At 43.3% G+C, this 24540-nt stretch carries 17 protein-coding genes; 7 read left to right on the top strand and 10 right to left on the bottom strand.

The window, feature by feature from the left end:
• Window positions 1–76 precede the first annotated feature (76 nt).
• The 10 genes from F1644_RS11090 to F1644_RS11045 all read right to left on the bottom strand — a co-directional run bounded on the left by F1644_RS11090 (window position 77) and on the right by F1644_RS11045 (window position 16871).
• Window positions 77–2200, bottom strand: coding sequence for a peptidylprolyl isomerase (locus F1644_RS11090; RefSeq protein WP_087419003.1), 2124 nt, complete (start codon window positions 2198–2200; stop codon window positions 77–79).
• Window positions 2201–2314: 114 nt separating this feature from the next.
• Window positions 2315–4699, bottom strand: a complete 2385-nt coding sequence (gene topA / locus F1644_RS11085; RefSeq protein ID WP_118304503.1) for a type I DNA topoisomerase — start codon at window positions 4697–4699, stop codon at window positions 2315–2317.
• 213 nt (window positions 4700–4912) lie between these two features.
• Window positions 4913–6949 carry a thioredoxin family protein gene (locus F1644_RS11080; RefSeq protein ID WP_229128135.1) on the bottom strand — a complete coding sequence of 679 codons (2037 nt, stop codon included), beginning with the start codon at window positions 6947–6949 and terminating at the stop codon, window positions 4913–4915.
• A 155-nt stretch (window positions 6950–7104) separates the two neighbouring features.
• Window positions 7105–7716 (bottom strand): lipoprotein signal peptidase, encoded by a 612-nt coding sequence (locus F1644_RS11075; protein WP_118304502.1) that lies wholly within the window; start codon window positions 7714–7716, stop codon window positions 7105–7107.
• Window positions 7717–7758: 42 nt separating this feature from the next.
• Complete coding sequence (locus F1644_RS11070) at window positions 7759–8139, bottom strand: TraR/DksA family transcriptional regulator (RefSeq protein WP_027201860.1); 381 nt, start codon at window positions 8137–8139, stop codon at window positions 7759–7761.
• Window positions 8140–8233: 94 nt separating this feature from the next.
• Window positions 8234–11662 (bottom strand): isoleucine--tRNA ligase, encoded by a 3429-nt coding sequence (ileS, locus tag F1644_RS11065; protein ID WP_118304674.1) that lies wholly within the window; start codon window positions 11660–11662, stop codon window positions 8234–8236.
• A gap of 461 nt (window positions 11663–12123) precedes the next feature.
• A complete protein-coding gene (locus F1644_RS11060) occupies window positions 12124–13833 on the bottom strand; it encodes a hypothetical protein (protein ID WP_118304501.1) in 1710 nt (569 codons plus the stop codon).
• Window positions 13834–13852: 19 nt separating this feature from the next.
• Entirely contained in the window at window positions 13853–14560 is a 708-nt protein-coding gene (locus F1644_RS11055) for a glycosyltransferase family 2 protein (protein ID WP_087419740.1), read from the bottom strand.
• Window positions 14561–14570: 10 nt separating this feature from the next.
• A complete protein-coding gene (locus tag F1644_RS11050; protein WP_118304500.1) occupies window positions 14571–15836 on the bottom strand; it encodes an aspartate kinase in 1266 nt (421 codons plus the stop codon).
• Between the two features lie 90 nt (window positions 15837–15926).
• Window positions 15927–16871, bottom strand: a complete 945-nt coding sequence (locus F1644_RS11045; RefSeq protein ID WP_118304499.1) for an Rpn family recombination-promoting nuclease/putative transposase — start codon at window positions 16869–16871, stop codon at window positions 15927–15929.
• A gap of 178 nt (window positions 16872–17049) precedes the next feature.
• Here F1644_RS11045 and F1644_RS11040 point away from each other — a divergent pair, with 178 nt between their 5' ends.
• The 7 genes from F1644_RS11040 to F1644_RS11010 all read left to right on the top strand — a co-directional run bounded on the left by F1644_RS11040 (window position 17050) and on the right by F1644_RS11010 (window position 24495).
• Window positions 17050–18795: a fimbrillin family protein gene (locus tag F1644_RS11040; RefSeq protein WP_158571877.1), complete on the top strand. Its 1746-nt coding sequence runs from the start codon at window positions 17050–17052 to the stop codon at window positions 18793–18795.
• A gap of 271 nt (window positions 18796–19066) precedes the next feature.
• A complete protein-coding gene (gene fbp, locus F1644_RS11035; protein ID WP_204247524.1) occupies window positions 19067–20086 on the top strand; it encodes a class 1 fructose-bisphosphatase in 1020 nt (339 codons plus the stop codon).
• Window positions 20087–20169: 83 nt separating this feature from the next.
• Window positions 20170–22227 (top strand): acetate--CoA ligase family protein, encoded by a 2058-nt coding sequence (locus tag F1644_RS11030; protein WP_118304673.1) that lies wholly within the window; start codon window positions 20170–20172, stop codon window positions 22225–22227.
• A 9-nt stretch (window positions 22228–22236) separates the two neighbouring features.
• Window positions 22237–22464: a hypothetical protein gene (locus F1644_RS11025; RefSeq protein ID WP_087418996.1), complete on the top strand. Its 228-nt coding sequence runs from the start codon at window positions 22237–22239 to the stop codon at window positions 22462–22464.
• A 56-nt stretch (window positions 22465–22520) separates the two neighbouring features.
• Window positions 22521–23207: a hypothetical protein gene (locus F1644_RS11020; RefSeq protein ID WP_087419737.1), complete on the top strand. Its 687-nt coding sequence runs from the start codon at window positions 22521–22523 to the stop codon at window positions 23205–23207.
• Window positions 23208–23286: 79 nt separating this feature from the next.
• Complete coding sequence (locus tag F1644_RS11015) at window positions 23287–23937, top strand: flavodoxin domain-containing protein (RefSeq protein ID WP_118304498.1); 651 nt, start codon at window positions 23287–23289, stop codon at window positions 23935–23937.
• Window positions 23938–24120: 183 nt separating this feature from the next.
• Window positions 24121–24495, top strand: a complete 375-nt coding sequence (locus tag F1644_RS11010; RefSeq protein ID WP_118304497.1) for a cupin domain-containing protein — start codon at window positions 24121–24123, stop codon at window positions 24493–24495.
• Window positions 24496–24540 lie beyond the last annotated feature (45 nt).

Raw genomic sequence — 24540 nt, 5'->3', positions numbered from 1 at the left:
GGGGGTGATGTTTTTCTTTCGAGGAAATAAAAAAGCCGCCTTGACGGGCGGCTTTTTCGGTTTGTGGTTTAGGTTACTAGTAAAATTTGTATCTTGTATCAACCACTCCGGCATTCTTCACTAAAGCGGGGAGAATCAAACGGAACTTGGTGTATAGATTCGTTTGTTCGATACTTCTCTTGGCAGCTTCAATTTGTTCGGGAGTAACTGTTTCAACAGTTTTAGAGTTTACAACCACAACATAAACTCCTTGGTTACCGATGATCGGTTTAGAAATTTCGTTTTCTTTCATTGTAACAACTTCGGCAGTCAGCACGGGTTCGATACCAACTCCGGGAACTTGGAATGAACTGAAACTAACATCCGTGGCATCCATTACCTCTGCATTGGCTTTTTGGGCAACAGAAAGTAAACTTTCACTTCCGGAAATAGCATTGGTCAATTCCTTGGCAATGATTTCGCCCTTCTTTTTACGGATAAGTTCTGTGCGGATAGCTGCAGAAACAGAGTTCAGAGGTGCGATACCTTCTTCTTGAATTCCGGTTAGAACCACAACAGAGAATTTGTCTCCAGCCTCAAAGATCGGCGATTTCTCTTTGGTCGTCAGGATGAAACCCGGTTTTTCAGCCATATAAGCCTCGCGGATAATATCTCTTGCGTTATCAATGCCTGCAATCTGATAATCGTTTTTACCTAAGTTTGCGATACGTTTGGTTTGATTATTAGCAGTTAAAGCTGCCTCAAAATCTTCTACGGTATTGATATTGTTTGCAAAAGTACGTGCGTCGTTATAAATCTTGTTGATCGTTTGTTGAGACGGGGTAATTTCTTTTGCAACGATTCCGATTTGTACCTTATCAACAGGTTTTGATCTGTCTGTTACTTGCAAAACATGGAAACCGTAATTTGATCTTACCACTTTCACCTCGTTTTTGTTAGAGAAGAACGCTGAATCAGCAATTGGTTGGAGCATCTGATCTTGGGTGAACCATCCGAAATCCCCACCATTTACAGAAGTATTCTGATCGGCAGAATATTGTCTTGCTAAAGCATCGAAATCTCCGCCTTTACGGATTAAGCCTGCTAAACTATCGGCTAATTTCTCTGATTGAGCCATATTGTTTGATGCGATCAAGATATGACGGGCTCTTACTGAGTCGGGTAATACACGGCGGTCGGCAACACGAACGATATTGTAAGCGTTATCTTTCAGATAAGGTCCGAATACGGCATCGCTCTTTTCCGTGAACAGGAATTCATCCAGTTCCTCGTTATCCAATTCTCCCTTTTTATAATATTTGGGTTGGAATCTTTTTTCAGATGAAAGGTTAGCGAATTCAAGCACGTTCTTTGCTTCTGCAAATTCGGGTTTCAAGTCATTCACCCAGTCTTCCGTTTCTTTAATGTCTTCGGCTGAGGCCGTGATGTCAAAATTCACGTAAGCAATTTGTCTGGCTTCTTCGCGTTCAAACAAATATTTGTGTGAATTATAATAATCTTTGATCTCGTTAGCTGTTACTTTTACTGCAGAGTCGCTAACCGTGTTGTAGCTTTTCATGATAAAGCTGATGTCAGCTGTCGTTGCTGCACTTTCTGCAAGTTCTTTGGCTTGAGCATCTGTTACAAACAAGCTTTTTGCTAGCAGAGTATTATATTTTTCTTGTTTACGAGCCGTGTTTACTTGCTCTTCCATGTTCAACCAATATTCCTTTTGCGGGGTCCCGGCAGGAGCTTCGATCAATTGTTTGATGATCAGACGGGCTCTTTCTTTGTCTACCTGTCCCGTGTTAGGATCTGCGAATAACTGGCTGACAGCCGGGTTCATGTTGCTCCCTAATAAGAAATCGTATAACTCGTCACCGCTAACGTCCAAACCTAATTCCTCGTATTCCTTGTTCAGAATGATTTCGGAAACAATCTGATTCCAGGTATTTTCCCGGATCATTCTTTGTTGCTCATCCGTTAAGGCAGATAAACCGTTCATGCTTTTGATGAAATCTTCATTCTTCATAATCTTTTGTTGATATTCTTGAATGCCGATAGTTTCACCTCCAACTTCTCCAACTTTGTTTCTGGAACGATTGATAAGGCTGGCGCCAGAGCTAAGAGCATCACCAACAATAAACGCCACGAGGGCTAATCCAATCACGATACTAACAAGTACTCCACCGCGATTTCTAATTTTTTGTAACGTTGCCATTTATATTAAAATTTTATGTTTCTACACACGAATTTATTCTATTTTTCGAGGGTACGAATATATAAAATGGATTGGTTTTATGCAAATAAATTTCAATCCCTTTCGTTTATTGCCCTATTCCTTCTTTTTCGTTTCCTTTTTTGTCTCTTTTTTCGTTTCCTTTTTTGTTGCCTTCGGGGCCGCTTTTTTTGTTGTCTTTTTTGTCGTTTTTTTCTTACTGTCCCCTTCCTTTGCAATGATCTCCATGGTTTCCTCAAAGGTTAATTTGTCTGCTTCTTTTCCTTTGGGAATCTTATAGTTCACTTTGTTGAACGTGATGTAAGGTCCGAAACGTCCGTTAAGAATTTGTACCCCGTTTTCAAACTCTTGGATCTTCCTATTTTTTTCGATTTCTCGTTTCTCGTTGATTCGTTCGATAGCGGTTTCAAGAGTTATTGTTCCCGGATCGTCAACGCCTTTTTTCAAGGAAACGAAAAGTTGATTATGCTTGATGTAAGGTCCAAAACGACCGATGCCGACACTGACAGGTTTCTCTTCGAATTCACCCAGTTGACGGGGAAACTTGAACAAGTCTAAAGCTTCTTCCAAGGTAATGGTTTCCATCAGTTGCCCTTTGAGCAGCCCGGCATAACGTACGGATTCTCCTTCACCAATCTGAGCCATCGGTCCAAAACGTCCGATTCGTACGGAAACGGTTTCTCCTGTTTGTGGATCTTTACCAAGTTCCCGGGCTCCCGTGTTTCGTTCGGATTCTTTCAACGTTTTCTCCACGTTAGCATGGAAAGGTTGATAAAATGTTCCGATCATGGATTGCCATTCAACCTCTCCTTCGGCAATGTGGTCAAGGGCATCCTCGGCATTTGCCGTGAAATTATAATCCATGATATTCGTGAAATAATTGGAAAGGAAATCCGTCACGACCATTCCGATATCCGAGGGAAACAATTTCTTCTTTTCCGCACCGAATATCCGGCTGATCTTCTTGACTTTTATATCTTGTCCTTTAAGGTCTATCTGGTCTAGTTGACGTTCTGTACCATCCCGGCTTTCCCGTAAGATATATCCCCGGTTCTGGATTGTGGTAATCGTGGGTGCGTATGTTGACGGACGTCCGATTCCCAAAGCTTCCATTTTCTTCACTAGACTGGCCTCCGTGTAGCGGGGAGGATGCGTCGTGTATTGTTCTAAGGCTTGGATCAGGGAACGTTGTAATTGGTCTCCTTTATGTATTGCAGGTAATAAGGCTGCTTCATCGTCTTCTTTCTCGTCATCGAAAGATTCCATGTACACTTTGAGGAAACCATCGAAAACGATCACTTCACCCACGGCCTCGAACGTGTGTTTCTCCCCGGTAATGGCGATCGTTATGGTCGTTTTTTCCAGTTCGGCCTCTGCCATTTGAGAGGCGAGAGTCCGTTTCCGGATTAACGAGTAAAGTTGTTGTTCATTCTTGTCTCCGCTGATTGATTCCTTGTCCATATAGGTCGGGCGAATGGCCTCGTGAGCCTCTTGCGCCCCTTTCGTCTTCGTGGCGAAATTCCTGGGTTTGGAATATTTTTCTCCCAGCGTGTTGCAGATAACGGCTTTTGCCGCACCGATAGCCAGTTGGGATAGGTTCACGGAGTCTGTTCTCATGTAGGTGATGTGTCCCTGTTCGTATAGTTTCTGGGCCACGGCCATTGTCTGTGAAACAGAGAATCCCAATTTGCGGGATGCCTCCTGTTGTAGCGTGGATGTCGTGAACGGTGGTGCCGGTTTACGGCTACTCGGTTTCGTCTCGACATCACTTACTGAAAATGCCGCCTTCTTGCAATGTTCCAGAAAGTTAACCGTCTCTTCCTGCGTGGAGAAACGTTCGGATAATTCTGCCTTTAAAGGGATCGAATTACCATTTGCGTCTTTGGTTTCGAATGTTCCGGTAACCTTATAGTATTTTTGTTCAACGAAATGGTTAATCTCCCGTTCCCGTTCAACGATGAGTTTTACGGCAACGGATTGAACCCGTCCGGCTGACAAGGAAGGTTTCACTTTTTTCCATAGGACCGGTGACACTTCGAATCCGACCAGTCGGTCAAGAACCCGGCGGGCCTGTTGGGCATCCACGAGGTTTTTATCAATGTCCCGGGGATTATTGATCGCGTGTAAAATAGCATCTTTCGTGATTTCGTGAAAAACAATCCGTTTCGTGTTCTCTTTCTTCAACCCCAGAACTTCGAATAAATGCCAGGCAATAGCTTCTCCCTCGCGGTCCTCATCGGAGGCTAACCAAACCGTTTTGGCTTCCTTGGCAAGTTGTTTCAGTTCTTTTACAATCGCTTTCTTGTCGGGTGATATTTCATATTTTGGTTGGAAATTATGTTCTATATCAATCCCCAAATCTTTTTTTTCAAGATCCCGGATATGTCCGAAACTAGATTTTACAACATAATTCTCTCCTAAAAAACGTTCAATAGTCTTGGCTTTAGCCGGAGACTCGACAATTACTAAATTTTCAATCATATACGATTTTCTTTTACATTTCCGTTTCCTTCCGAAACGGATTTATCGCTTTTTTTAAGCTGTTCGTCCTAAAATTAGGGTGCAAACTTACGTAAAACAATTGAAAATGAAAAACTCTACCCATTTTTTAGTAAAAAACTCTCTCCAAAATAGCGAAGAGGATGTTCCTTAGAAACATCCTCTTCGAGCATATTATTATAAGTATTCCGGAGTTTATTTCCCCGTGTTCGCTTGAACTATTTTTTGCCAACGGGCTTTTTGCGTGTCATTTGCTTTTGCCAATGAACCGGATAAATAGTAAGCTATCATTTGAGAATCTTTTCCCAGTTTCGGGAGTTCTTTCTCGCAAGCTGTCAAGATCTTGTCAATATTTTCTGTCTTCACAGCCTTTGCGATGGCTAAAGAAGACAGTAAGGTTTTCTCGTTTGATAATTTCAGTGCTTTTACTTCCCGTCCGATAGCGTCTAAACGTTTTACATCGGTTTTTTGACCACGTCCGGCGATAACCATTAATATTTCACGGAAAAGACCTTCACTCAAACGGCTATCTACTTTCTCCTTGCCAATGGTTTCGTTGAATTTGCTCCGGTTGTCAGTCAAGAATTTTGCCGCTTCTGAATCTTTTGGGCTTAATTCACTATTACCAAAAATGAACCAGTAATCTTCTGATAATTTTTCTTCATCGGTAGAAATTTTCAATAATTCGTCTACGATGGCTTTTGCGTTCGGATCGTAATTAGCTACCATCACTTGAGCGTATTGAGATAAAAATGCTTTATCTCTATTACCGCTATTGTATTTTGCATCTAAAGCTCCTAAAGCTTTGTTGTCATCGAAAGATTCCTTCACTCTCTCGATGAATTTCTCTCCTTCACCACCACCGACAAGTTTATGACGAATGGTACCGTCCGGATTTACGATCACGAAAGTTGGGTAGGCACGAACACCGAATTTTTTTGCTAGTTCAGGACCTTCTCCTTTTTCCATATCATATTTTAAGCAGATGAAGTTCTGATTTAGGAAATCTCCCACGTTTTCTTGTTTGAATACGGTTTCTGACATATACTTGCAAGGGCCGCACCAAGTCGTGTAGCAGTCAATGAAAAGTTTACGTCCTTGTTGTTTTGCCATTTTCAAGGCATCTTCATAACTTAACTCGTAGAAATATACACCAACATGTGCTGCAACCTTGAATTTTTCAAAGAAGTTGGTCATGTAGGCTTTCCCGTTTTCCGGGCTATTGGCAATGAATTTATCTCCTAATGTTACGATACGCCCGGCTTCGGCTTTGTTCACCTTGGAACTGATCGAGTTTAAGGCGTTTACGATAGACCATAGTTCTTCGCTCTTGGTTTCTGCTGCTTGTTCAGCGAGAGAAATAATTTTATCCACGTTCTGGTCAATCGTGGCTTGAGCCAACTCGATCTTGCTCATCAATTGATCTTTATTCTCCAAATCGATATTGGTTAATTCTTGGCGAATTTGCTCAAGTGTCTTAGCGGGTTCTTTTGCGTTACGGCGAGTAGTATTATCAATAGCTTGACTATAATTACCATAAAGGTAAGCATCTACTTTCTCTTTGCCGATGTTTTTATTGAACACGGCAAGGTTATTTACGACAAGTTTGAAATTATCAGAACCGTAAGGACTTTCTTCGAGAATAGGCCAGAATTCTTTTTTCATTTTATCCTTGTCTTTCAGTATTTTATTCAACTCTTCGCCTACTTTTTCGCTTTTTGCTTGTTCATAAGCATCGTTCAATGCGATCTGGTAAGCCATGAGTTGTTTCTTGTTCATTTTCCCTTTCTCGTATAATTTGTTCAAATAATCGAGAGAGGTCTTTTCGTTCAGTCCTTTTTCAACTCTTGCAATGAATCCTTCCAGATCCCCGCCGCCAACCACTTTGTGTTGTACCGATCCATCGGGACGAAGAATCAAGAACGTCGGGTAGGCTCTGACTCCAAATTTTTTACCCAGTTCAGGGCCTTCTCCTTTTTCCATATCAAATTTCACGCAAACAAATTTAGGATTGAAAAATTCTCCGGCTTTTTCCTGCGGGAAGATGGTTTCTGACATGTACTTGCAAGGACCGCACCATGAGGTATAGCAATCCATGAAAACGAGTTTGTTCTCTGCTTTGGCTTTAGCCAATGCTTCATCAAACGTGATATGCTCGAAATTCACGCCTCCTTGACAGAATGCCGTGAGACTAAGCATCAAAAATGCAACAATTGAAATAAGGCTTTTCATAAATTCAACAATAAATTGGTAAATAAAGTTGCAAGGTAGGAAAGAAAGCCTGACGCTGTTATTCCATGGTTTAACATTAACTTATTTTTAAAATAAAAGAGGCCTGAAAGCCTCTTTTTATCGTCTACTATAACATTTTTTTAAGGATTGACTGCTTATTTTTTCGAGGCGAAAAACTTTCGGTGGAAAAGCAACAGGATAAATACACCTATTGTAATATAAGAGTCAGCCAGGTTAAATACCGGGCGGAAGAATACGAAGAAATCACCTCCCCAGATGGGAATCCATTGAGGAAGAAAACCTTCGTAAAGCGGGAAATAAAGCATATCTACCACCTTCCCGTGCAGGAACGAGGAGTATCCGCCCCCGTGAGGGAATAGAGTGGCTACTTGTGAATAGCTGTCACTGAAGATCATCCCGTAGAATGCGCTATCGATGATGTTACCTATTGCCCCGCAGAAAATTAACCCGAAAGAGAGAATAACCCCCATGGGTGCTTTTTCTTTGATGAGACGTCCCAAGTACCAAGCGATGCCCACTACGGCAATTAAGCGGAATACACTTAAAACGGTTTTTCCCCACTTGCCTCCCCCGAGTTCCATCCCGAAGGCCATCCCGTTGTTTTCAATAAAATGAATTTTGAACCAGTCCCCGAAGACACTGAATTCATCCCCGATCATCATGTGGGTCTTGATCCAGATTTTAACAACTTGATCAATGACTAATAGGGCAATAATAAAAATAATAAGTTTTTTCCGCGTACTCATCTGTGTGATAAAATTTAAAGCGACTCTTAATCGCTTTTGCGATTAAGAGTCTTGTCCCATTTTGGCATCCATACTCAATGTTGCATGAGGTACGGCGCGTAATCTTTCTTTGGAGATCAGTTTTCCGGTTACCCGGCAGATCCCGTAAGTTTTATTTTCAATTCGTACTAACGCAGCCTCTAGGTGAGCAATAAATTTTGCCTGCCTTTGTGCCAGCCGACCGGCCTCCTCTTTGGAAAGAACAGATGCTCCCTCTTCCAATACTTTAAAAGTGGGAGACGTATCGGCAATGTCATTCCCGTCGCTGCCAGAGATCGAGGCTTTCAGCACCTCGTAATCTCTTTTCGCCTTTTCGAGTTTCTCAAGAATCAATTCTTTGAATTCTTGCAACTCTTCATCCGAATATCTAGTTTTCTCGGCCATAGTTGTAAAGTTTTTGTCTAAGTTAATAAAAAATCCGCTATGTAATCTTTCCCGTGGAAAAATATCCACTTTTACTTGTAACAAGGGGAAGAGGTTACATTTTTTGGATCTTAATAAACGTTTGTATGTCGTCGATTTCGATGGGTTGGGCACCGTCCTCGGCTTTATCTATTAGCGTAACGTTCTCTGCCAGAACTTGGCTGGCGATGTACGCCTTGAAGTTCTCGACGGCCTCGTTGATCTCTTTGTGCTTCCCGATGTAAAGATCAATTTTGTCTGTCACGTTGAAATCACTCTCTTTTCTCAAGTTCTGGATTCGGTTGATCAATTCTCTGGCGATACCTTCTTCACGTAATTCTTTCGTGATGTTGATGTCTAGGGCAACCGTGAGACGTCCCTCGTTGGCCACTAACCAGCCCGGGATATCTTCCGATAAAATTTCCACGTCTTCCAGTGTCAATTCCAGCGTTTCTGTTCCCACTTCCAGAGAATAAGTTCCTTGTTTCTCGAAATTGTAAATATCATTCTGGTTCATTTCTGCCACGAGAGCGGAAATCTGTTTCATGTATTTACCGTATTTCGGTCCTAGGGTCTTGAAGTTCGGCTTGATCTTCTTTACCAAGATTCCTGCCGTGTCGGTGATGTACTCGATCTCCTTCACGTTGACTTCCGACAGGATGATATTCTTCACGGCATCCAGTTGGGTAGTCATCTCGTCATTCAAGATCGGGATCAGCAACTTGCATAGCGGTTGTCTTACCCGGATTTGCACTTTGCGTCTCAGTCCAAGTACCATGGAAGATATTTGTTGAGCCATATTCATCCGTTCCTCCAGTTGCTTGTCAATCATTGATTCGTCGGCCACCGGGAAATCTACCAGGTGAACGTCCGTCGTGTATCGTCCCGTAACCTTGTTCAAGTCCGTGAACAAGCGATCCATGTAGAATGGTGCGATGGGCGAGGACAAGATTGCCACGGTTTCCAAGCAGGTATATAACGTTTGGTAAGCCGACAATTTATCAGTGGTTTGCTCGCCACCCCAGTAACGTTTACGGGAAAGGCGCACGTACCAGTTCGACAGGTTCTCGATCACGAAATCCTGTATTGCCCGTCCGGCCCGTGTCGGTTCATATTTCTCGTAAGCCTCGGTGACCTCTTTAATCAAGCTGTTCAATAGAGAAAGAATCCAGCGATCGATTTCCGGTCTCTCGTTAAACGGAACTTCTGCCTCTGCATACGTGAACTTGTCTATATTAGCGTACAAGGCGAAGAAACTGTACGTGTTATACAGTGTCCCGAAGAACTTACGTTTCACTTCTTCCACCCCGGCGATGTCGAATTTCAAGTTATCCCATGGTTGAGAGTTCGTGATCATGTACCAACGCAGGGGATCGGACCCTTGTTTCTCGATCGTGTCGAAAGGATCAACGGCATTGCCCAAACGTTTGGACATCTTGTTTCCCTTGGCATCAAGCACCAGTCCGTTGGATATGATATTCTTGAATGCCACGGAATCGAACACCATGGTTGCGATAGCGTGTAGCGTGAAGAACCAACCGCGGGTCTGGTCTACTCCTTCGGCGATAAAGTCTGCCGGGAAATTTGTCCGGTTGTCGATCAATTCTTTGTTCTCGAACGGGTAATGTACCTGTGCGTAAGGCATGGCCCCCGAATCGAACCACACGTCGATCAAGTCTTTCTCCCGGTACATCGGTTGTCCGGTGGGAGAAACCAGTATAATGTCATCCACGTACGGGCGGTGCAGGTCGATTTTCTCGTAATTCTCTTTCGAGTAGTCTCCCACCTTGAAGTCTTTGAAGGGATTCTCCTTCATGATTCCTGCCTGTATCGCTTTTTCAGTTTCTTCAACTAATTCTTTCACAGAACCGATACATTTTTTCTCTGTCCCATCCTCGCTAACCCATATCGGTAGGGGAGTTCCCCAGTAGCGGGAACGAGAGAGGTTCCAATCCACCAAATTCTCCAACCATTTCCCGAAACGGCCTTCGCCCGTGCTGGCGGGTTTCCAGTTGATAGTCTTGTTCAGCTCGATCATGCGATCCCGAACGGCTGTCGTTTTGATGAACCAAGAATCCAACGGGTAATAAAGTACCGGTTTGTCGGTTCTCCAGCAATGCGGGTAATTATGTTCTTGTTTCTCGACCTTGAACGCTTTGTTCTCCCGTTTTAACAGGATACTTAAATCGATGTCAAGAGTCGGGTCATTTTCAGTTAAAGTCGGATCGTAAGCGTTTTTCACGAATCGTCCGGCAAATTCCCCGTACAGGTCCGTGTTGACGTTATTTTTCAAGTATTCCGGGTCAATGTCTTCCATCCGGAACAAGCGTCCCCGTTTGTCCACCATGGGTTGCTTGCTGCCTTCCTTGTCAATCAATTGCAAGGGGGCTATGCCGGCCACTTTGGCCACCCGGTCGTCATCGGCTCCGAAAGTCGGGGCAATATGCACGATTCCGGTACCATCTTCCGTGGTAACGTAATCACCTAGGATCACGCGGAACGCATCACCCATGGGTTGCATCCAAGGCAAAAGTTGTTCGTAACGTATGCCTTCCAGCTCCGGCCCTTTATATTCGGCCACGATCTGGTAAGGGATCAATTTATCTCCTTCCTTGTAGTCTTCCAAGGCGATGCCTTCAGCTTTTTTGTTGAAGTACGCGCTGAGACGATCTTTCGCCATGATAATGGTTACCGGGCGGAATGTATAAGGATTATAAGTTTTTATTTCCAGATACGTGATGTTCGGGCCTACTGCCAATGCCGTGTTGGAAGGTAACGTCCAAGGCGTGGTTGTCCAAGCGGTGAAATATACCTCATCGCTGAAAGCGAATAATTTTTCCGATTTTTCGTCCCGGATCACTTTAAATTGAGCCACACACGTCGTGTCCTTCACGTCCCGGTAACATCCCGGTTGGTTCAACTCGTGCGTGCTTAATCCTGTTCCGGCAGCGGGGGAATAGGGTTGTATCGTGTACCCTTTGTACAGGAAACCTTTCTCGTACAATTGTTTCAACAAATACCATAAGGTTTCGATGTAACGGTTGTCGTAGGTGATGTACGGGTTGCTCATATCTACCCAGTAACCCATCTTGTTCGTCAAATCTTCCCATTCGCGGGTGAATTTCATGACGTCGGAACGACATTCTTTGTTGTAGTCGGCCACGGAAATCGTTTTCCCGATATTTTCTTTCGTGATACCGAGTTTCTTTTCAACCCCCAATTCAACGGGTAACCCGTGTGTATCCCAACCGGCTTTTCGCTCAACGAGAAATCCTTGTAAAGTTTTGTATCTGCAAATAATATCTTTAATCGTCCTAGCCATTACGTGGTGAATACCTGGCATCCCGTTTGCCGAAGGGGGACCTTCGAAAAAGACAAACGAGGGGTGCCCCTCTCTATTCTTCAAGCTTTGCTCGAAGGTATTGTTTGATTCCCACTCTTTCAAGACATCCTTGTTTACCTGAGAGAGATCCAAACCTTTGTACTCTTGGAATTTTTTGTCCATCGTGACTCCTGATTTTAAGATATTACTTATTTGCACATTTAAAAAATCAAGTTGCAAATATACCATTTATTTGTGAAACTGGAAATCCTCTTCTTTTTTTCGTGCATTCATTCTTTTAGAGGGTAATAAAAGACGTTTAGGAGTGGAGGTCATGATTTGCTGCCGTTTTTCTAAATCACTTCAGTATGAATAGAGTAGCAATACATGACGTGTTACGGATAAAGTAATTTTAATATCCTATTAAAATTCTAATAGAACGCTATTATATATAGCGATTTAATAGGGATTTAATAGCGTTCTAATAGCGCTTTACACGAAAGAGATCCGTTGTTGATGAGGATATGATAATGGATTATGGTATTAAATTTTCGGGTCAACGGTTTGTTGTCCTGTAATATACCTTCTCATGTCGGATTCTTCACCCGACATGAGAAGTATGATTCGTTTTTCTTTGAACTAAACTACGGAACTTGTGGTTGGCCTCCCGGCAGGAATTGGAAAATTAACGTGGGGAGTTGCTGTTTCGTGTTCTGCCCGATCTGGATGAGCGGTCTGAAATAATCCGGATATTTTTTGACCATGGGGTACACTGTGACATACCCGTGGCGGAACCAGCGGTCGATGATCACGTGAGAGATTTTTTGTTCTTGGAAACGGTTGAACAGGTCATCCGGTTCGGCATACTGGGGAAAAGAGGTCGATTTTCTACCGCCTGAAAAGAGGTAAAAAAGTTCCGGTTTCCGGCAGGCGATGCGGGCTTCTTCGGGTAGATTCTTTTTACACCAGTTGATGGCATAGATGTACTCCACGAAGGCGGCATCGGCAATTTTTTCATTCCATTGCTTGTATGTCGCAAAATTCTGTTGCGGTTTCAAGGCTTTCGCGTAGTGCGGGAACATGAAGAACACGAGGAACACGATCAGGCCTCCCGCGGGAATTATGTGTTGGTATTTGCCAAATGAAAGTTTTTTAGTGATCGAGTTCATGATTTCAAGGCAACCATTCAGGAACAGGAATATGAAAAGGGGGATGATCCCGATAAAATAGCGGTGTCCGGCGTATTGCTCCGGCCAGATCATGAGTACGGCCATCGTGATGCCGATGTACAGGAACAGGAGTAATTGCATTTTTTTCAGCGCGATTAATCCGAGTAGAACGATGATTAAGATGCAAATGCCCTCGATCAGTCCTGAAGTGGTTATTTTTTCATCGAATCCGGGATCATCGGAAATGATGGCAGTGGGGATCCATTTGCCCACGTAGCTGACTAGGTTATTTTCGATACGTTCTGTCCAGTCCGAGAACGTGGCCATGGTTTCACCCTTGGGTTTCTTTTTGAAGTCATGGAGATAGTCACTACTCGTGACCCCAATACTTTTATTTCGCATATCCCAGGCTGTTTTCGCCCCTGCAAAGGATGCTATGACCACGCATAGGATAATGAGGTGGCTGAACAGGGCTTGTTTGTTGGCAGCCTGTATGGTGATCTCGTCATTTTTACGCTTACTTTTGAGGAGCGTGAGACCTTTTTGGACACAAAGAATACCGAGGTAAATCATTATTGCCAGAATGATGGATGTTCCCATGGTCCGGACAAAATAGATGTAATTCAGCGCGATAATCATCAGAATGAAATAAATGATCTGGGAACGGGGGCGCTTTTTACAGAACAGGTGGTTCATGTCAATCAGGGAGATCAAGTACAGGACTCCCAGCGTGAGGAAGGTAAATAGCATTTCGCTCATGACAATCGTGGAGTAACGTAGTAATGCCTGCTGCATACAGCATAACAGGCAGGTTGACAGGGCGACGAATAAGTTCCCCGAAATCCTTTTCAGGAGGAAAAAAAGGATTAGGATGGACAACCCGAATAAAATGCCGTTTGCTATTTTTAAAGCCGTGTAGGAATGGGTGAAAAGTAAAATCCCCGCGTTAAACAGGGGGTAACCCGGTGGGAAATGGGAATGAGGGGTTTCTTCCAGAAACATAATATTCGTGTAGCCTTTCCCGGCGGCAATGGCTCTTCCCAGGGCATAATAGTAAACGTTATCCCCGTTCAGATCCGGTTTGAAGTCAAATATTTCCAGGTAATTCACGACGAATACGCATACGATGATCGCGAGGCAGAGATAAATCCATGTAGTCGGTTTTATTTTATTAAAAATTCCCATACGAAAATTATTCTTTAAATTAAAAACGATATTTTATAAGAGTCCATATGCCAATGACCCCGTCTTTCCAGTTTATTTTTTTACCCTCATCAATACTCCGGGGGTAATAGTGGATTGGTAATTCCTTTATCTTGTATCCCTTGCGACAAACTTTGGCTGTTACTTCCGGACAAAATTCGAATCCGGTGCATTTTAACGGGATGGATTTAAGTAGTGCGGTGTCGAACATTTTGTAACAGGTCGGTTCGTCCGTCAAGCGTTGCCCGTACAGGATGTTCGTGATGATGGATAATAGCCTGCCGCCGAAATAGAATCGTTGATAGGAGTGTTTGTTTGCTTTGTTTAGAAAGCGGGACCCGTAGATAACTTTCCCGTCGTGTTCGATCATCCATGTCAGTAACGGGTTAAAGTCTTCCGGTTCGTATTCGAGGTCCGCATCCTGTATAACGGTCCATTCTCCGTTGGCTTTCTGAATCCCTACCCGTAAAGCTGCTCCTTTGCCTTGGTTATAAGGTTGGTTGTGGTATTGAATGGGACAATCGGGATACGTTTCCATGAAACGCTGAATCTCGTCTTCCGTTTCGTCTTTCGAACAGTCGTTTATAACGATAATTTCTTTTTGGATATTTTCAACCAGTCGTGTGTGGTGAACTTTTTCCAGTAACGTGAAAAGAGTTCGGGCTTCGTTATAGGCGGGAATGATGATTGACAGCGTTTTATGTTTCATGCCGCAGGAGTTATTGTAGTACATGATTCCTTAGCACGAACTGGGCGGTCGTGCGGCTACGTTGCTCGACTAGCGAGGGGGTATCCCCGATGATCTCCCGAATGATTTCCTCATTGTAATGGCGGATCGTGATGAGTTTCACGTCTTGGTTGTAGCGTACCTCGAATTCTTCCCGGAGTTGATCCAGAAATTCGTTGAACACGGCACTGTTGCAATCCACGCAGAAAGAGAAGCTGATGGCAGAGTTTTGCATCAGGTTCAGTTTCAATTTATATTGGGCCAGCACGGCGAATATGTGGCTTAATTTTTCTTCCGCGATAAAAGAGAAATCTCTCGGGGTGAGGGTCAACAAGCATTGATTTTCTTTGTTAATGTAAATGGGGGGTAACTTTAGATGCTCGTCAATCTCTTGTATCACGGTTCCCTCGGATTCCGGGTGCAGGAACGATCTCACGTAGAGGGGGATTTGTTTGTTCTGGATTGGCTTTATGGTTTTCGGGTGAATGACTTTTGCCCCGAAATGGGATAGCTCGATGGCCTCTTTATAGGACATCCGGCTGATCACTTGTGCTTTTTCATATTCTTTCGGGTCGGCATTCATCACTCCCGGTACGTCTTTCCAGATCGTCACGTTTTCGGCATTTAGCAAGTTAGCCAAAAGGGCGGCCGTGTAATCCGATCCTTCCCGTCCTAAGGTCGTGGTCTGGTTGGTGCGGGTTCCGGCGATAAATCCTTGGGTGACGAATGTGGACGATGCCTTGAAGTCAAATGCTTCTTTGCAAAGTTGTTCGGAAAGTTCCAAGTCTATGTTCGCGTTACGATAGTTTTGGTCGGTTTTGAGGAATTTCCGGATGTCAATGAATTGATTTTCGATTCCCTCCATTTTCAAGTAGTCGGAGATGATGGTCGTGGAGATCAGTTCCCCGAAACAGATGATGCGATCGTATTCGTAATCATAGCATAGCGATGATTCGCTTGCCAGTATGTTTTCCAGGTTAGTAAATAATTCTTCCAAGTGCTTGTAAACCGGATTGTTCAAGGGAAATAGCGAGTTTACGATATTTAGATGAAAGTCTTTTAATTCTTTCATGATAGCGGTCGCTTTTGGATCTTGGTGAAAATAGGCGTTGCATAATGTTTCTAGCAAATTAGTCGTTTTCCCCATAGCTGAAACGACCACGATAAGTTGTCCATGCTGTTGATGGACAATTGAAGAGAGGTTTTTCACTCCTGCCGCATCTTTCACGGATGCTCCCCCGAATTTAAAAACTTTCATTTAGGTTCCGATTAAAAAGTAACACGAAACAAAAGTAAATTTTAAATTGTAAAATGCAAAATAAGATGTTGAAGATGTGTCTTTTCGTGTTTATTGTAATTGTTGTATTTCCGTTAAGGATAATCCGGTACATGTCATGATGGTTTTAAGAGGAATACCCTTTTCGAGTAATTTTTTGGCGGTTTCTTTCTTCTCTAGTTCGATGCCTTCTTGAATGCCTTTTTCCCTTCCTTCGGCTAATCCTTCAGCCTTGCCTTCAGCTTTCCCTTCAGCTTTCCCTTCAGCTTTTCCCTCGTCCCATCCTTCCCCGTGTGCGGTGGTAAGAACATCCCACTGGATTCTGATGTTGTCCAGGTGGCGTTCATAGGCACGACGTTCCTGTTCGCTCATGTCTGACACGCGCAGGCGTTCTCTTGCAGCTTGTAAGCCTTTGGCTGTTGTGTTTTCATCTATAATGCCGGATTTCAAGAAACGGACCCACTCGTCAAGAGGCGTTTTGGCCCGATCATCAAATTCATTAACTCTGAGGACGTAATATTCCGGAAAGATTTCTCCGGCATTTTCTTTCACGAAAGTGTTCCGTTGCTTGGTTGAAAGACGTAAGGTATCACCTGAATGAATTCCTCTGAAATCGGTTACTCCACGGTAGATATAATCACTCCCCTGTCCTAAATCGAAATATACAATATTAATGGAATAGACTTTTCGAACTTCAGCGTAAAGGTCACCTTCATGAATGTATTCTGTGATGGCTTTGGAGACACCGTATAGCATTCGTTGAAAATAATATAGTTCCCGGGTGTTTTGAACTTCTATGATAATGAGTTCCTTTTTGTTGTTTTCAGCCAAAACGTCAACCCGGTTGAATTTGTCGGACTCGTCTTCTTTATTGCCTTCGCTTTCTAGGATCCGATGAATCTTGATATTATCTTGTAGTAATTCGCTCAAAAATCCTTCTAACACGACAAAATTTGCTTTGTTGCGTAATAAACGTTTCATGGCCCAGTCGAACCGGATGAGATTGTATCTTGACATGGTTTTTGTATTAATAGTATTATACAAATGTACGAAAAAAAGTGGAATGAATCTATTTTAATTATTAGAAATTAATATTGTTGTAAAAATTGCTATTTAGTATTATTTTAGTATTTTTGTGAGTATTCTGGTTTTGGTGATCGGCGAATGAAATTATTAACCATAAATGTATGTGTTTATGAAAGAGGTTTGGTTGTATAGTGTAGTGTGTTTATGTATGCTTCAAAGTTGTACCCGAATCGAATCAGATGAATCGGGAGAGCAGGAAATTTGTTTTAGAGGGAATGTGCAAGAGTTACAACAAGTTAATTTGTCGGAATCTAGGGTGGGGTTGGGTAGTGGAAATAAAGTGCAGTTGTATATCGTGGAGCAAGATGAAGAAGGGGTGAAATTACCTGCAAGTGAGGATTTTTATCAAATGAGTAGCGATGCGGATGGGAATGTAAATTTTGAGGACGGGGAAAAGCACATTTATCCGAATAACCCGATAAACATATATGGGTTTTGTTGCAAAGGAATGGAAGGGAATCCCGTGAACCTTTTGAAAGTACCTGTAATGGTAGAAGGGGAACAAGTGACGGGGGATGCTTTATTGAGGTCTGATTTTTTGTATGTAAAATCGGAAGAGCGTTATCGGGCAAGTGATAATGCGATTTCATTGAGTTTTAGTCACCAGTTTGTAAAGTTACAATTTTGTTTTAGAACAGATACCCCAGAGACGGTTGATTTAGGACAGATAACGACTCTTGAGGTTTTAAACGTTGTCCGGGAGGGGAATTTTGACGTGACCACGGGTGAATTGACGTTGGGAGATGCTATTGATGATATACAGGTGCAACCGGCAAATGAATCGATGGTGATTGTTTTGCCTCAGAGGGTTAAAGGTGGGGATGTTTTGTTTCGTTTTGTTCAAGGTGGAAAAGAAAGGTCGTATTCGGTGCCGGCAGCGGGTATGTCATTGGAAAAAGGGAAGGTGTATAAGTGTGATATTTTGATCAATCAATATCCGGGAGCGGGTGATAAAGACGTGGTGATCAGTACTCGGGTTGAAGATTGGGATGAATCTGAACCGCCCATTCATATTGTGTTTGAAGACGGGCAGAATGTGGTGGCAACGTTGACGGATGTTGCGAGTGGGGTGGTCGTGAATCGGGCGGATTTGTATTTGTCTTCTGAAAATAAAGTCCATGAGAAGTTGAATATTCCTGTGATAAATAATAAGATGGAATTTATGTTCCCAAGGGAAAAGAAAGGCGAGACATTGCGTTTGAACAAGGCTCGTTTTTACACGGAGGCGGGAGATGAGTTTGATTATTATTTTAAGGATAAGGAGTTGCTGGGTGATAATCTGGATGAGTTGTCTCTGGTGGCACCGAAAGTTGGGGATGCTTGGGGAGATGGGGTGATTTTTGCAGTAGGAGAGGTGACGGGATATGATGAAAATACATCTTCTTTCGTGACGGATGTAAAAGGGATAAATGCCTATCGGGGACGGATGGTGTCAAGTAAGATGTTAGGGGAGTTGGCTTGGTGTGAAAGTGGAGCCAAAGGAGAAAAGGTATCGGTGGGAGCGAGTGATAAAAATAATGGAAAAACAAATACGATTGCATTGGAAAATTTCATCAAAATGAATGGTGAAAAATTGGAGAATTACCCGGCATTTGTAACTTGTCGTGATTTGGGAGATGGATGGTATTTTCCGGCATATAACGAAATAAGGTGTGTTGTTGCTAATAAAGATATGTTGAATGTCAAAATTGAGGAGCAATTAGGAGATCTAATATCTCTTGTTGAATTATATGGGAGTTCTACAGAGAAGGAAGGGGAACCTACGCACTATATTGGTCCTGATAAAATAGGGAAAACGGTATATCCATATACTAAAATAAGTCAGGCAAAAGTTCGTGCTGTTCGTGCCTACTGATGAAACTTCTCATGATGGATTGACGTAATGCTTTAAGATGAACTTGAGTATCAATATGGATACGTCATAATGTTGATGGAAAACGCTTTATCTTCGTGATAAGGGGTATACGGCGGAGAGAAGATTGATGTTTCGTCATCGATTGCAGGCCTCTTCGTGAATTCGGGCTATACGCGTAAGGATTTGAAAGGGAGAAACGGAATAAAACCCGCAAACCTTTTAAATTAAAGATTATAACTCTATATTTGCAAAAAAATTAAAACACATAACCATGATAATGCATAAAGTTACAACTTTAAATCAATTTATTATTGAACGGCAAGCCGAGATTCCCGGGGCTACCGGAGAATTTTCACGACTTTTGCACCATATAGGTATCGCTGCTAAAAAAGTTCACCGGGAGGTAAATAAAGCTGGTTTGGTAGATATACTTGGAAAGGTGGGTTCAATCAACGTGCAAGGAGAGGACCAACAGAAGTTGGATGTCTATGCCGACAAAACTTTTATGGATGAGTTGAGGGCGAGTGGCGAGTGTTGTGGGGTAGCTACCGAAGAGAATCAGGACATCGTGGTTTTCGAGGAGGGATTAAGCAAGGACGGGAAGTACATCATCTGTATGGACCCGCTGGATGGATCGTCAAATATTGACGTGAATGTTTCCGTGGGTACGATCTTCTCTATTTATAAACGTATTTCTCCTATCGGGGAACCGCTCGTGATGGACGATTTCTTCCAGCCCGGAACAGAGCAGGTGGCTGCCGGTTATGTGATTTACGGGTCATCAACCATGTTAGTGTATACTTCCGGTAACGGGGTGAATGGTTTCACGCTGGATACTTCTATCGGGGAGTTCTGTTTGTCTCACCCGAATATGCAAACACCGGAAAGCGGAAAGATATATTCTATTAACGAGGGTAACTACGTGAATTTCCCCGTAGGTGTGAAAAAATTCATCAAGTATTGTCAGGAGAAAGATGAGGCTACAAACCGGCCGTACACGTCCCGTTATATCGGGTCTTTGGTGGCCGATTTCCACCGAAATATGTTGAAAGGTGGGGTGTTCTTATATCCGCAGACGAGTTCTCACCCGACAGGAAAATTGAGATTGTTGTACGAGTGTAACCCGATGGCGTTTATCGCCGAACAATCCGGAGGGTTGGCCACGGACGGGGAGCAGCGAATCATGGAGATAAAGCCGGAGGCTCTCCACCAGCGGGTGCCGTTATACACGGGTTCGAAGAAGATGGTACAGAAAGTACAGGAGTTTCTGACATTCTTCAATAATATATAGAAACAAAAAAACTTCAAATGGATGATTGTAACAGCGATCATCCATTTGAAATTAAAGAGGAAGTTAAAAATAAATCGAAATATATGATAGCAAAACAATTAATTGAGCCAAAGAGCATTGTGGTTGTGGGTGGTTCTGACGACATTCACAAGCCCGGGGGTACCGTGTTACGGAATTTGCAAGATGGAAATTTCAAAGGTTCGCTTTACGTGGTGAATCCGAAGATGGATGAAGTGCAGGGAATCAAGGCGTATCGTGACGTGAAGGATCTTCCGGAGGTGGATTGTGCTATTTTAGCGATTGCTGCTAAATTCTGTCCGTCAACCGTGGAGGTTCTTGCAAAACAGAAGAACACGAAAGCATTTATTATTCTCTCTGCCGGATTCCATGAAGAAAACGAGGAGGGAGCCAAGCTGGAGCGCCAAATTGTGGAGACGATTAATTCAGTAGGTGGATCTTTGATCGGACCGAACTGTATCGGTGTTTTGACAAACCATTATAGTGGTGTGTTCACAAGCCCGATTCCGGAACTGAACCCACAAGGGGTAGATTTGATTTCCGGTTCTGGTGCGACGGCATTGTTTATCATGGACTCCGGAATGCAAAAAGGAATCAAATTCAACAGTATGTATTCCGTGGGTAATTCAGCTCAATTAGGTGTAGAGGAGATTTTGGAATACATGGACGAGTCGTTCGATCCGAAGACGAGTTCCCGGGTAAAATTATTATACGTGGAGAGTATCGAGAAGCCGGAGAAGTTGTTGAAGCATGCATCTTCTTTGATTCGCAAGGGATGCCGGATCGCTGCCGTTAAGTCAGGAGGTTCTGCTGCCGGAAGTCGTGCTGCTTCTTCTCACACGGGAGCTTTAGCCAGTTCGGATGTTGCCGTAGAGGCTTTGTTCCGCAAGGCGGGTATTGTGCGTTGTAACGGACGTGACGAGTTGATGACGGTTGCCGGAATTTTCATGCATCCGGAAATGAAAGGTCGTAACATGGCTGTCGTGACTCATGCCGGTGGACCTGCCGTTATGTTGACGGATGCTCTTTCTAACGGAGGGATGGATGTTCCGCATATTGAAGGTGAGAAAGCGCAGGAGTTGTTGGCGAAATTGTTTGCCGGGTCATCCGTGGGTAACCCGATCGACTTTTTGGCAACGGGTACGGCTGAACAATTAGGATATATTCTAGATGCTTGTGATCAGGACTTTGACAATATTGACGGGATGGCGGTTATTTTCGGTAGCCCCGGTTTGTTCCCCGTGTTCGACGTGTACAGGGTACTTGACGAGAAGATGAAGACTAGCAAGAAACCGATTTTCCCGATTTTCCCTTCTTCCAAGATCGTGAAGGACGAGATTGCGGAGTTCGTGTCTAAAGGCCGTGTTTATTTCCCGGACGAGGTGCTGTTTGGAAATGCCTTGTGCAAGATTTACAAGACTCCAGCCCCGCAACCGGAACATTTTGAAATGCCGGATATGGACGTGAAGAAGATCCGTGAGGTGGTGGATAACGCGCAAAACGGTTATTTGTCTCCGGACGAGATTCATACTTTGTTGGATGCTGCCGGGGTAGCGAGAGCTAAAGAGGGAGTTTCTGATAACGAGGAGGAGATTGTTAAGATGGCAAAAGAAATCGGGTTCCCGCTGGTGATGAAAGTTGTCGGACCGATCCACAAATCGGATGTTGGTGGAGTCGTGTTGAACGTGAGCGACGAGGAGACTGTTCGTCGTGAGTTCAAGCGGATGATGCAGATCAAGGATACGTACGCAATCATGCTGGCTCAACAGTTGAGCGGAACGCAAGTGTTTATCGGTGCTAAACGGGACGATAAGTTCGGTCACATGGTACTTTGCGGGTTGGGAGGTATCTTTATCGAGGTGTTGAAGGACGTGAAGGCCGGATTGGCCCCGATGTCCAAAGACGAGGCTCATGGCATGATTAAAGAGTTGAAATCTTACAAGATTATACAAGGTGTTCGCGGACAAGAACCTGTGAACGAGGATAAGTTTGCCGAGGCCGTGATGAGAATCTCTGCTTTGGTGAAGGTTGCCCCGGAAATCTTCGAGATGGACTTGAACCCGTTGTTAGGAAATAAAGATAACGTGGTGGCTGTAGATGCTCGTATCCGTATCGAGAAATAGAAATTTCTCATGCGAGCTTGGAAAAATTATAGCAAGGAAGAGAGAAAGATGATCATCATAATAGGAGTATTGCTGCTGGCAATACTCCTAAGTTTTGGTCGTATCAGTAGCGGTTGGAAAAAAGGATTTGATTTCTTCTATTCCTCTCCCAAGGAGGAAGTGAATAAGGACGCCCGGTTGAACCAAGGTCCGGAGGACGGGAACACGGATGCGTCGAGCGAGAGTACAGAAAAATAATGTTTAAAATTCCCCGGGAGGGTGTGGTTTTCCGGGAAACGGGTAAAGTATGTGTGATGAAAAAAAGTGATTTTATTGTTATCGGGTGTGTAATCGTATGCCTGTTGCCTTTCTTCGTGTCTGATGCCGTGTATTCTTTTTATAAAACATTTAATGCCGAACATGGTATGATTATGAGCTTTTTGAAGTTCGCAATCTTGTCAACACTAGGGGAATGTATCGGATTGAGAATCAGTGCCGGGGTGTATAACCGGAAAGGTTTCGGGATCTGGCCCCGTGCTATCGTGTGGGGTGTGCTGGGAATGGGTATCAGTATGGCAATGACGATTTTTTCAAGCGGGGTTCCGGTCTTTCTGAAGACGATGGGCATGGAAAATGCCGTTACCGTGATGGGGGAGAGTTTATCGTGGGATAAGGTGTTCGTGGCCTTCTGTATTTCCGTGGCGCAGAACACGATTTTCGCTCCTGTTTTTATGACATTGCACAAGATCACGGATACGCATATACTGAGTCATGGAGGGACGTTATCCGGTTTCTTTACCCCGATCAAGATGGGGGAAATCATGGCAAATTTGAATTGGCGGGTACAGTGGAATTTTGTTTTCAAGAAGACGATTCCTTTTTTCTGGTTCCCGGCTCACACAATCACTTTCTTGTTGCCGGGTGATATGCGGGTTTTATTCGCAGCCTTGCTAGGGGTTGTCCTAGGAGTTTTGTTAGCGATTGCCACGCATAAAAAATAGACTTCTATAACTTTTCGTCTTTCTTACCGTATAGTTTATAGTTGATAATAATGGTTTAATCACTATAAACTATATTTCTATGGATAAAAATAAGATTGAACAAAAGAAACCGGATTCGAATCAAAAGGGCGTGGAGGAGGATAGTCCTTTACGTTTGACGGCCGATCTGGAAGGGAGCTATCTGCTGGATGAGCGGACAAGCGAGATGAAGTGGTTGGGGATTTTCTATTCTCCCGCTGGGGGAAGTGTTCACCGGGTTGCCAAGATGCTGAAGAAGAAGATCGGAGCGGATAAGGTGGATATGTTTTGCGTGAATGATATTCAAGCGGGTAAGTTATTGGATTACAAGAATCTGATACTGGTATGTTCTTCTTTGGGACGTAGTACCTGGGAGAGGGAACAGCGGGATCGTTGGGCGAAGTTCTTTCCCGGAATGCGTAAGATTTCTTTGAAAGATCGTTTCGTGGCACTTGTCGGTTTGGGTGACCACGTGACCTATCCGAAGAATTTCGTGGATGGTATGGGGTATATGGCGGAATTGGTGACGGGGCTTGGCGGAACTCTCGTGGGAAAGACTTCGACAGATGGGTACGTGTACGAGGATTCCACAGCAGTGATTGATGATTTGTTTGTGGGGTTACCTTTGGATGAAGATTTTGAACCGGAAAAGACCGATGCCCGGATAAGTAAATGGCTGGATATGGTGTTACCGGAGTTCGAGAGAATATGATATTTATAAGTCAAAGGTTTGTAAGATTTATAAATTAGAGGTGGGTCAAAAGTCTTTTGATCCACTTCTAGTTTGTATAGGGGCGTGTTTGTGGTTGAAACCGGGTTTTATTTGGGAAAAAGTAATAATTTTGTATTGCATGATTAAGCGTGTGATTTGGTAAATTTTGATAATGATTTTATTATGGAGAAAAAGTTGAATTATAAAATGCAGATGGATGTTAAGTATGATTATCTTGAAAAGATTAATGTCCCGGAAATCGTAAAGAATTGTACGGATAAATGGTTTAACCAGTCATTGTGCAACGTGAATTCTTCCGTGTTCAGGTTAGGTATCTTTGAGGGCGAGTATCATTTGCATAAACATGATCATGATGATGAGGTGTTTTTTGTTATTGAGGGTAGTATTATTTTAGAAACGGAAAAAGGTAATTTTGAGTTGGGACAATACGAGGGGGTGTGCGTGCCTAAAGGTGTAATGCATAGGCCTATTGCAAAGAATAAAGCGGTAGTGCTGATGATTGAAAATATTGGTATAGATCCAATTGGAAATGATTGAAAGTTGAATTAAAACTTGTCTTTTTTTTATTTTTTTAGAGCATAC

Origin of the sequence: Butyricimonas paravirosa (genome assembly GCF_032878955.1) — a bacterium.
Lineage (GTDB): Bacteria > Bacteroidota > Bacteroidia > Bacteroidales > Marinifilaceae > Butyricimonas > Butyricimonas paravirosa.
Note: the sequence above shows the minus strand (reverse complement) of the source record. Positions and strands in the feature narration are given on the sequence as shown.

What these genes read in the sequence shown, in the direction of transcription:
- F1644_RS11090 (WP_087419003.1), bottom strand. Translation starts at nt 2,200, where the DNA reads ATGGCAACGTTACAAAAAATTAGAAATCGCGGTGGAGTACTTGTTAGT.
- topA (WP_118304503.1), bottom strand. Translation starts at nt 4,699, where the DNA reads ATGATTGAAAATTTAGTAATTGTCGAGTCTCCGGCTAAAGCCAAGACT.
- F1644_RS11080 (WP_229128135.1), bottom strand. Translation starts at nt 6,949, where the DNA reads ATGAAAAGCCTTATTTCAATTGTTGCATTTTTGATGCTTAGTCTCACG.
- F1644_RS11075 (WP_118304502.1), bottom strand. Translation starts at nt 7,716, where the DNA reads ATGAGTACGCGGAAAAAACTTATTATTTTTATTATTGCCCTATTAGTC.
- F1644_RS11070 (WP_027201860.1), bottom strand. Translation starts at nt 8,139, where the DNA reads ATGGCCGAGAAAACTAGATATTCGGATGAAGAGTTGCAAGAATTCAAA.
- ileS (WP_118304674.1), bottom strand. Translation starts at nt 11,662, where the DNA reads ATGGACAAAAAATTCCAAGAGTACAAAGGTTTGGATCTCTCTCAGGTA.
- F1644_RS11060 (WP_118304501.1), bottom strand. Translation starts at nt 13,833, where the DNA reads ATGGGAATTTTTAATAAAATAAAACCGACTACATGGATTTATCTCTGC.
- F1644_RS11055 (WP_087419740.1), bottom strand. Translation starts at nt 14,560, where the DNA reads ATGAAACATAAAACGCTGTCAATCATCATTCCCGCCTATAACGAAGCC.
- F1644_RS11050 (WP_118304500.1), bottom strand. Translation starts at nt 15,836, where the DNA reads ATGAAAGTTTTTAAATTCGGGGGAGCATCCGTGAAAGATGCGGCAGGA.
- F1644_RS11045 (WP_118304499.1), bottom strand. Translation starts at nt 16,871, where the DNA reads ATGTCAAGATACAATCTCATCCGGTTCGACTGGGCCATGAAACGTTTA.
- F1644_RS11040 (WP_158571877.1), top strand. Translation starts at nt 17,050, where the DNA reads ATGAAAGAGGTTTGGTTGTATAGTGTAGTGTGTTTATGTATGCTTCAA.
- fbp (WP_204247524.1), top strand. Translation starts at nt 19,067, where the DNA reads ATGATAATGCATAAAGTTACAACTTTAAATCAATTTATTATTGAACGG.
- F1644_RS11030 (WP_118304673.1), top strand. Translation starts at nt 20,170, where the DNA reads ATGATAGCAAAACAATTAATTGAGCCAAAGAGCATTGTGGTTGTGGGT.
- F1644_RS11025 (WP_087418996.1), top strand. Translation starts at nt 22,237, where the DNA reads ATGCGAGCTTGGAAAAATTATAGCAAGGAAGAGAGAAAGATGATCATC.
- F1644_RS11020 (WP_087419737.1), top strand. Translation starts at nt 22,521, where the DNA reads ATGAAAAAAAGTGATTTTATTGTTATCGGGTGTGTAATCGTATGCCTG.
- F1644_RS11015 (WP_118304498.1), top strand. Translation starts at nt 23,287, where the DNA reads ATGGATAAAAATAAGATTGAACAAAAGAAACCGGATTCGAATCAAAAG.
- F1644_RS11010 (WP_118304497.1), top strand. Translation starts at nt 24,121, where the DNA reads ATGGAGAAAAAGTTGAATTATAAAATGCAGATGGATGTTAAGTATGAT.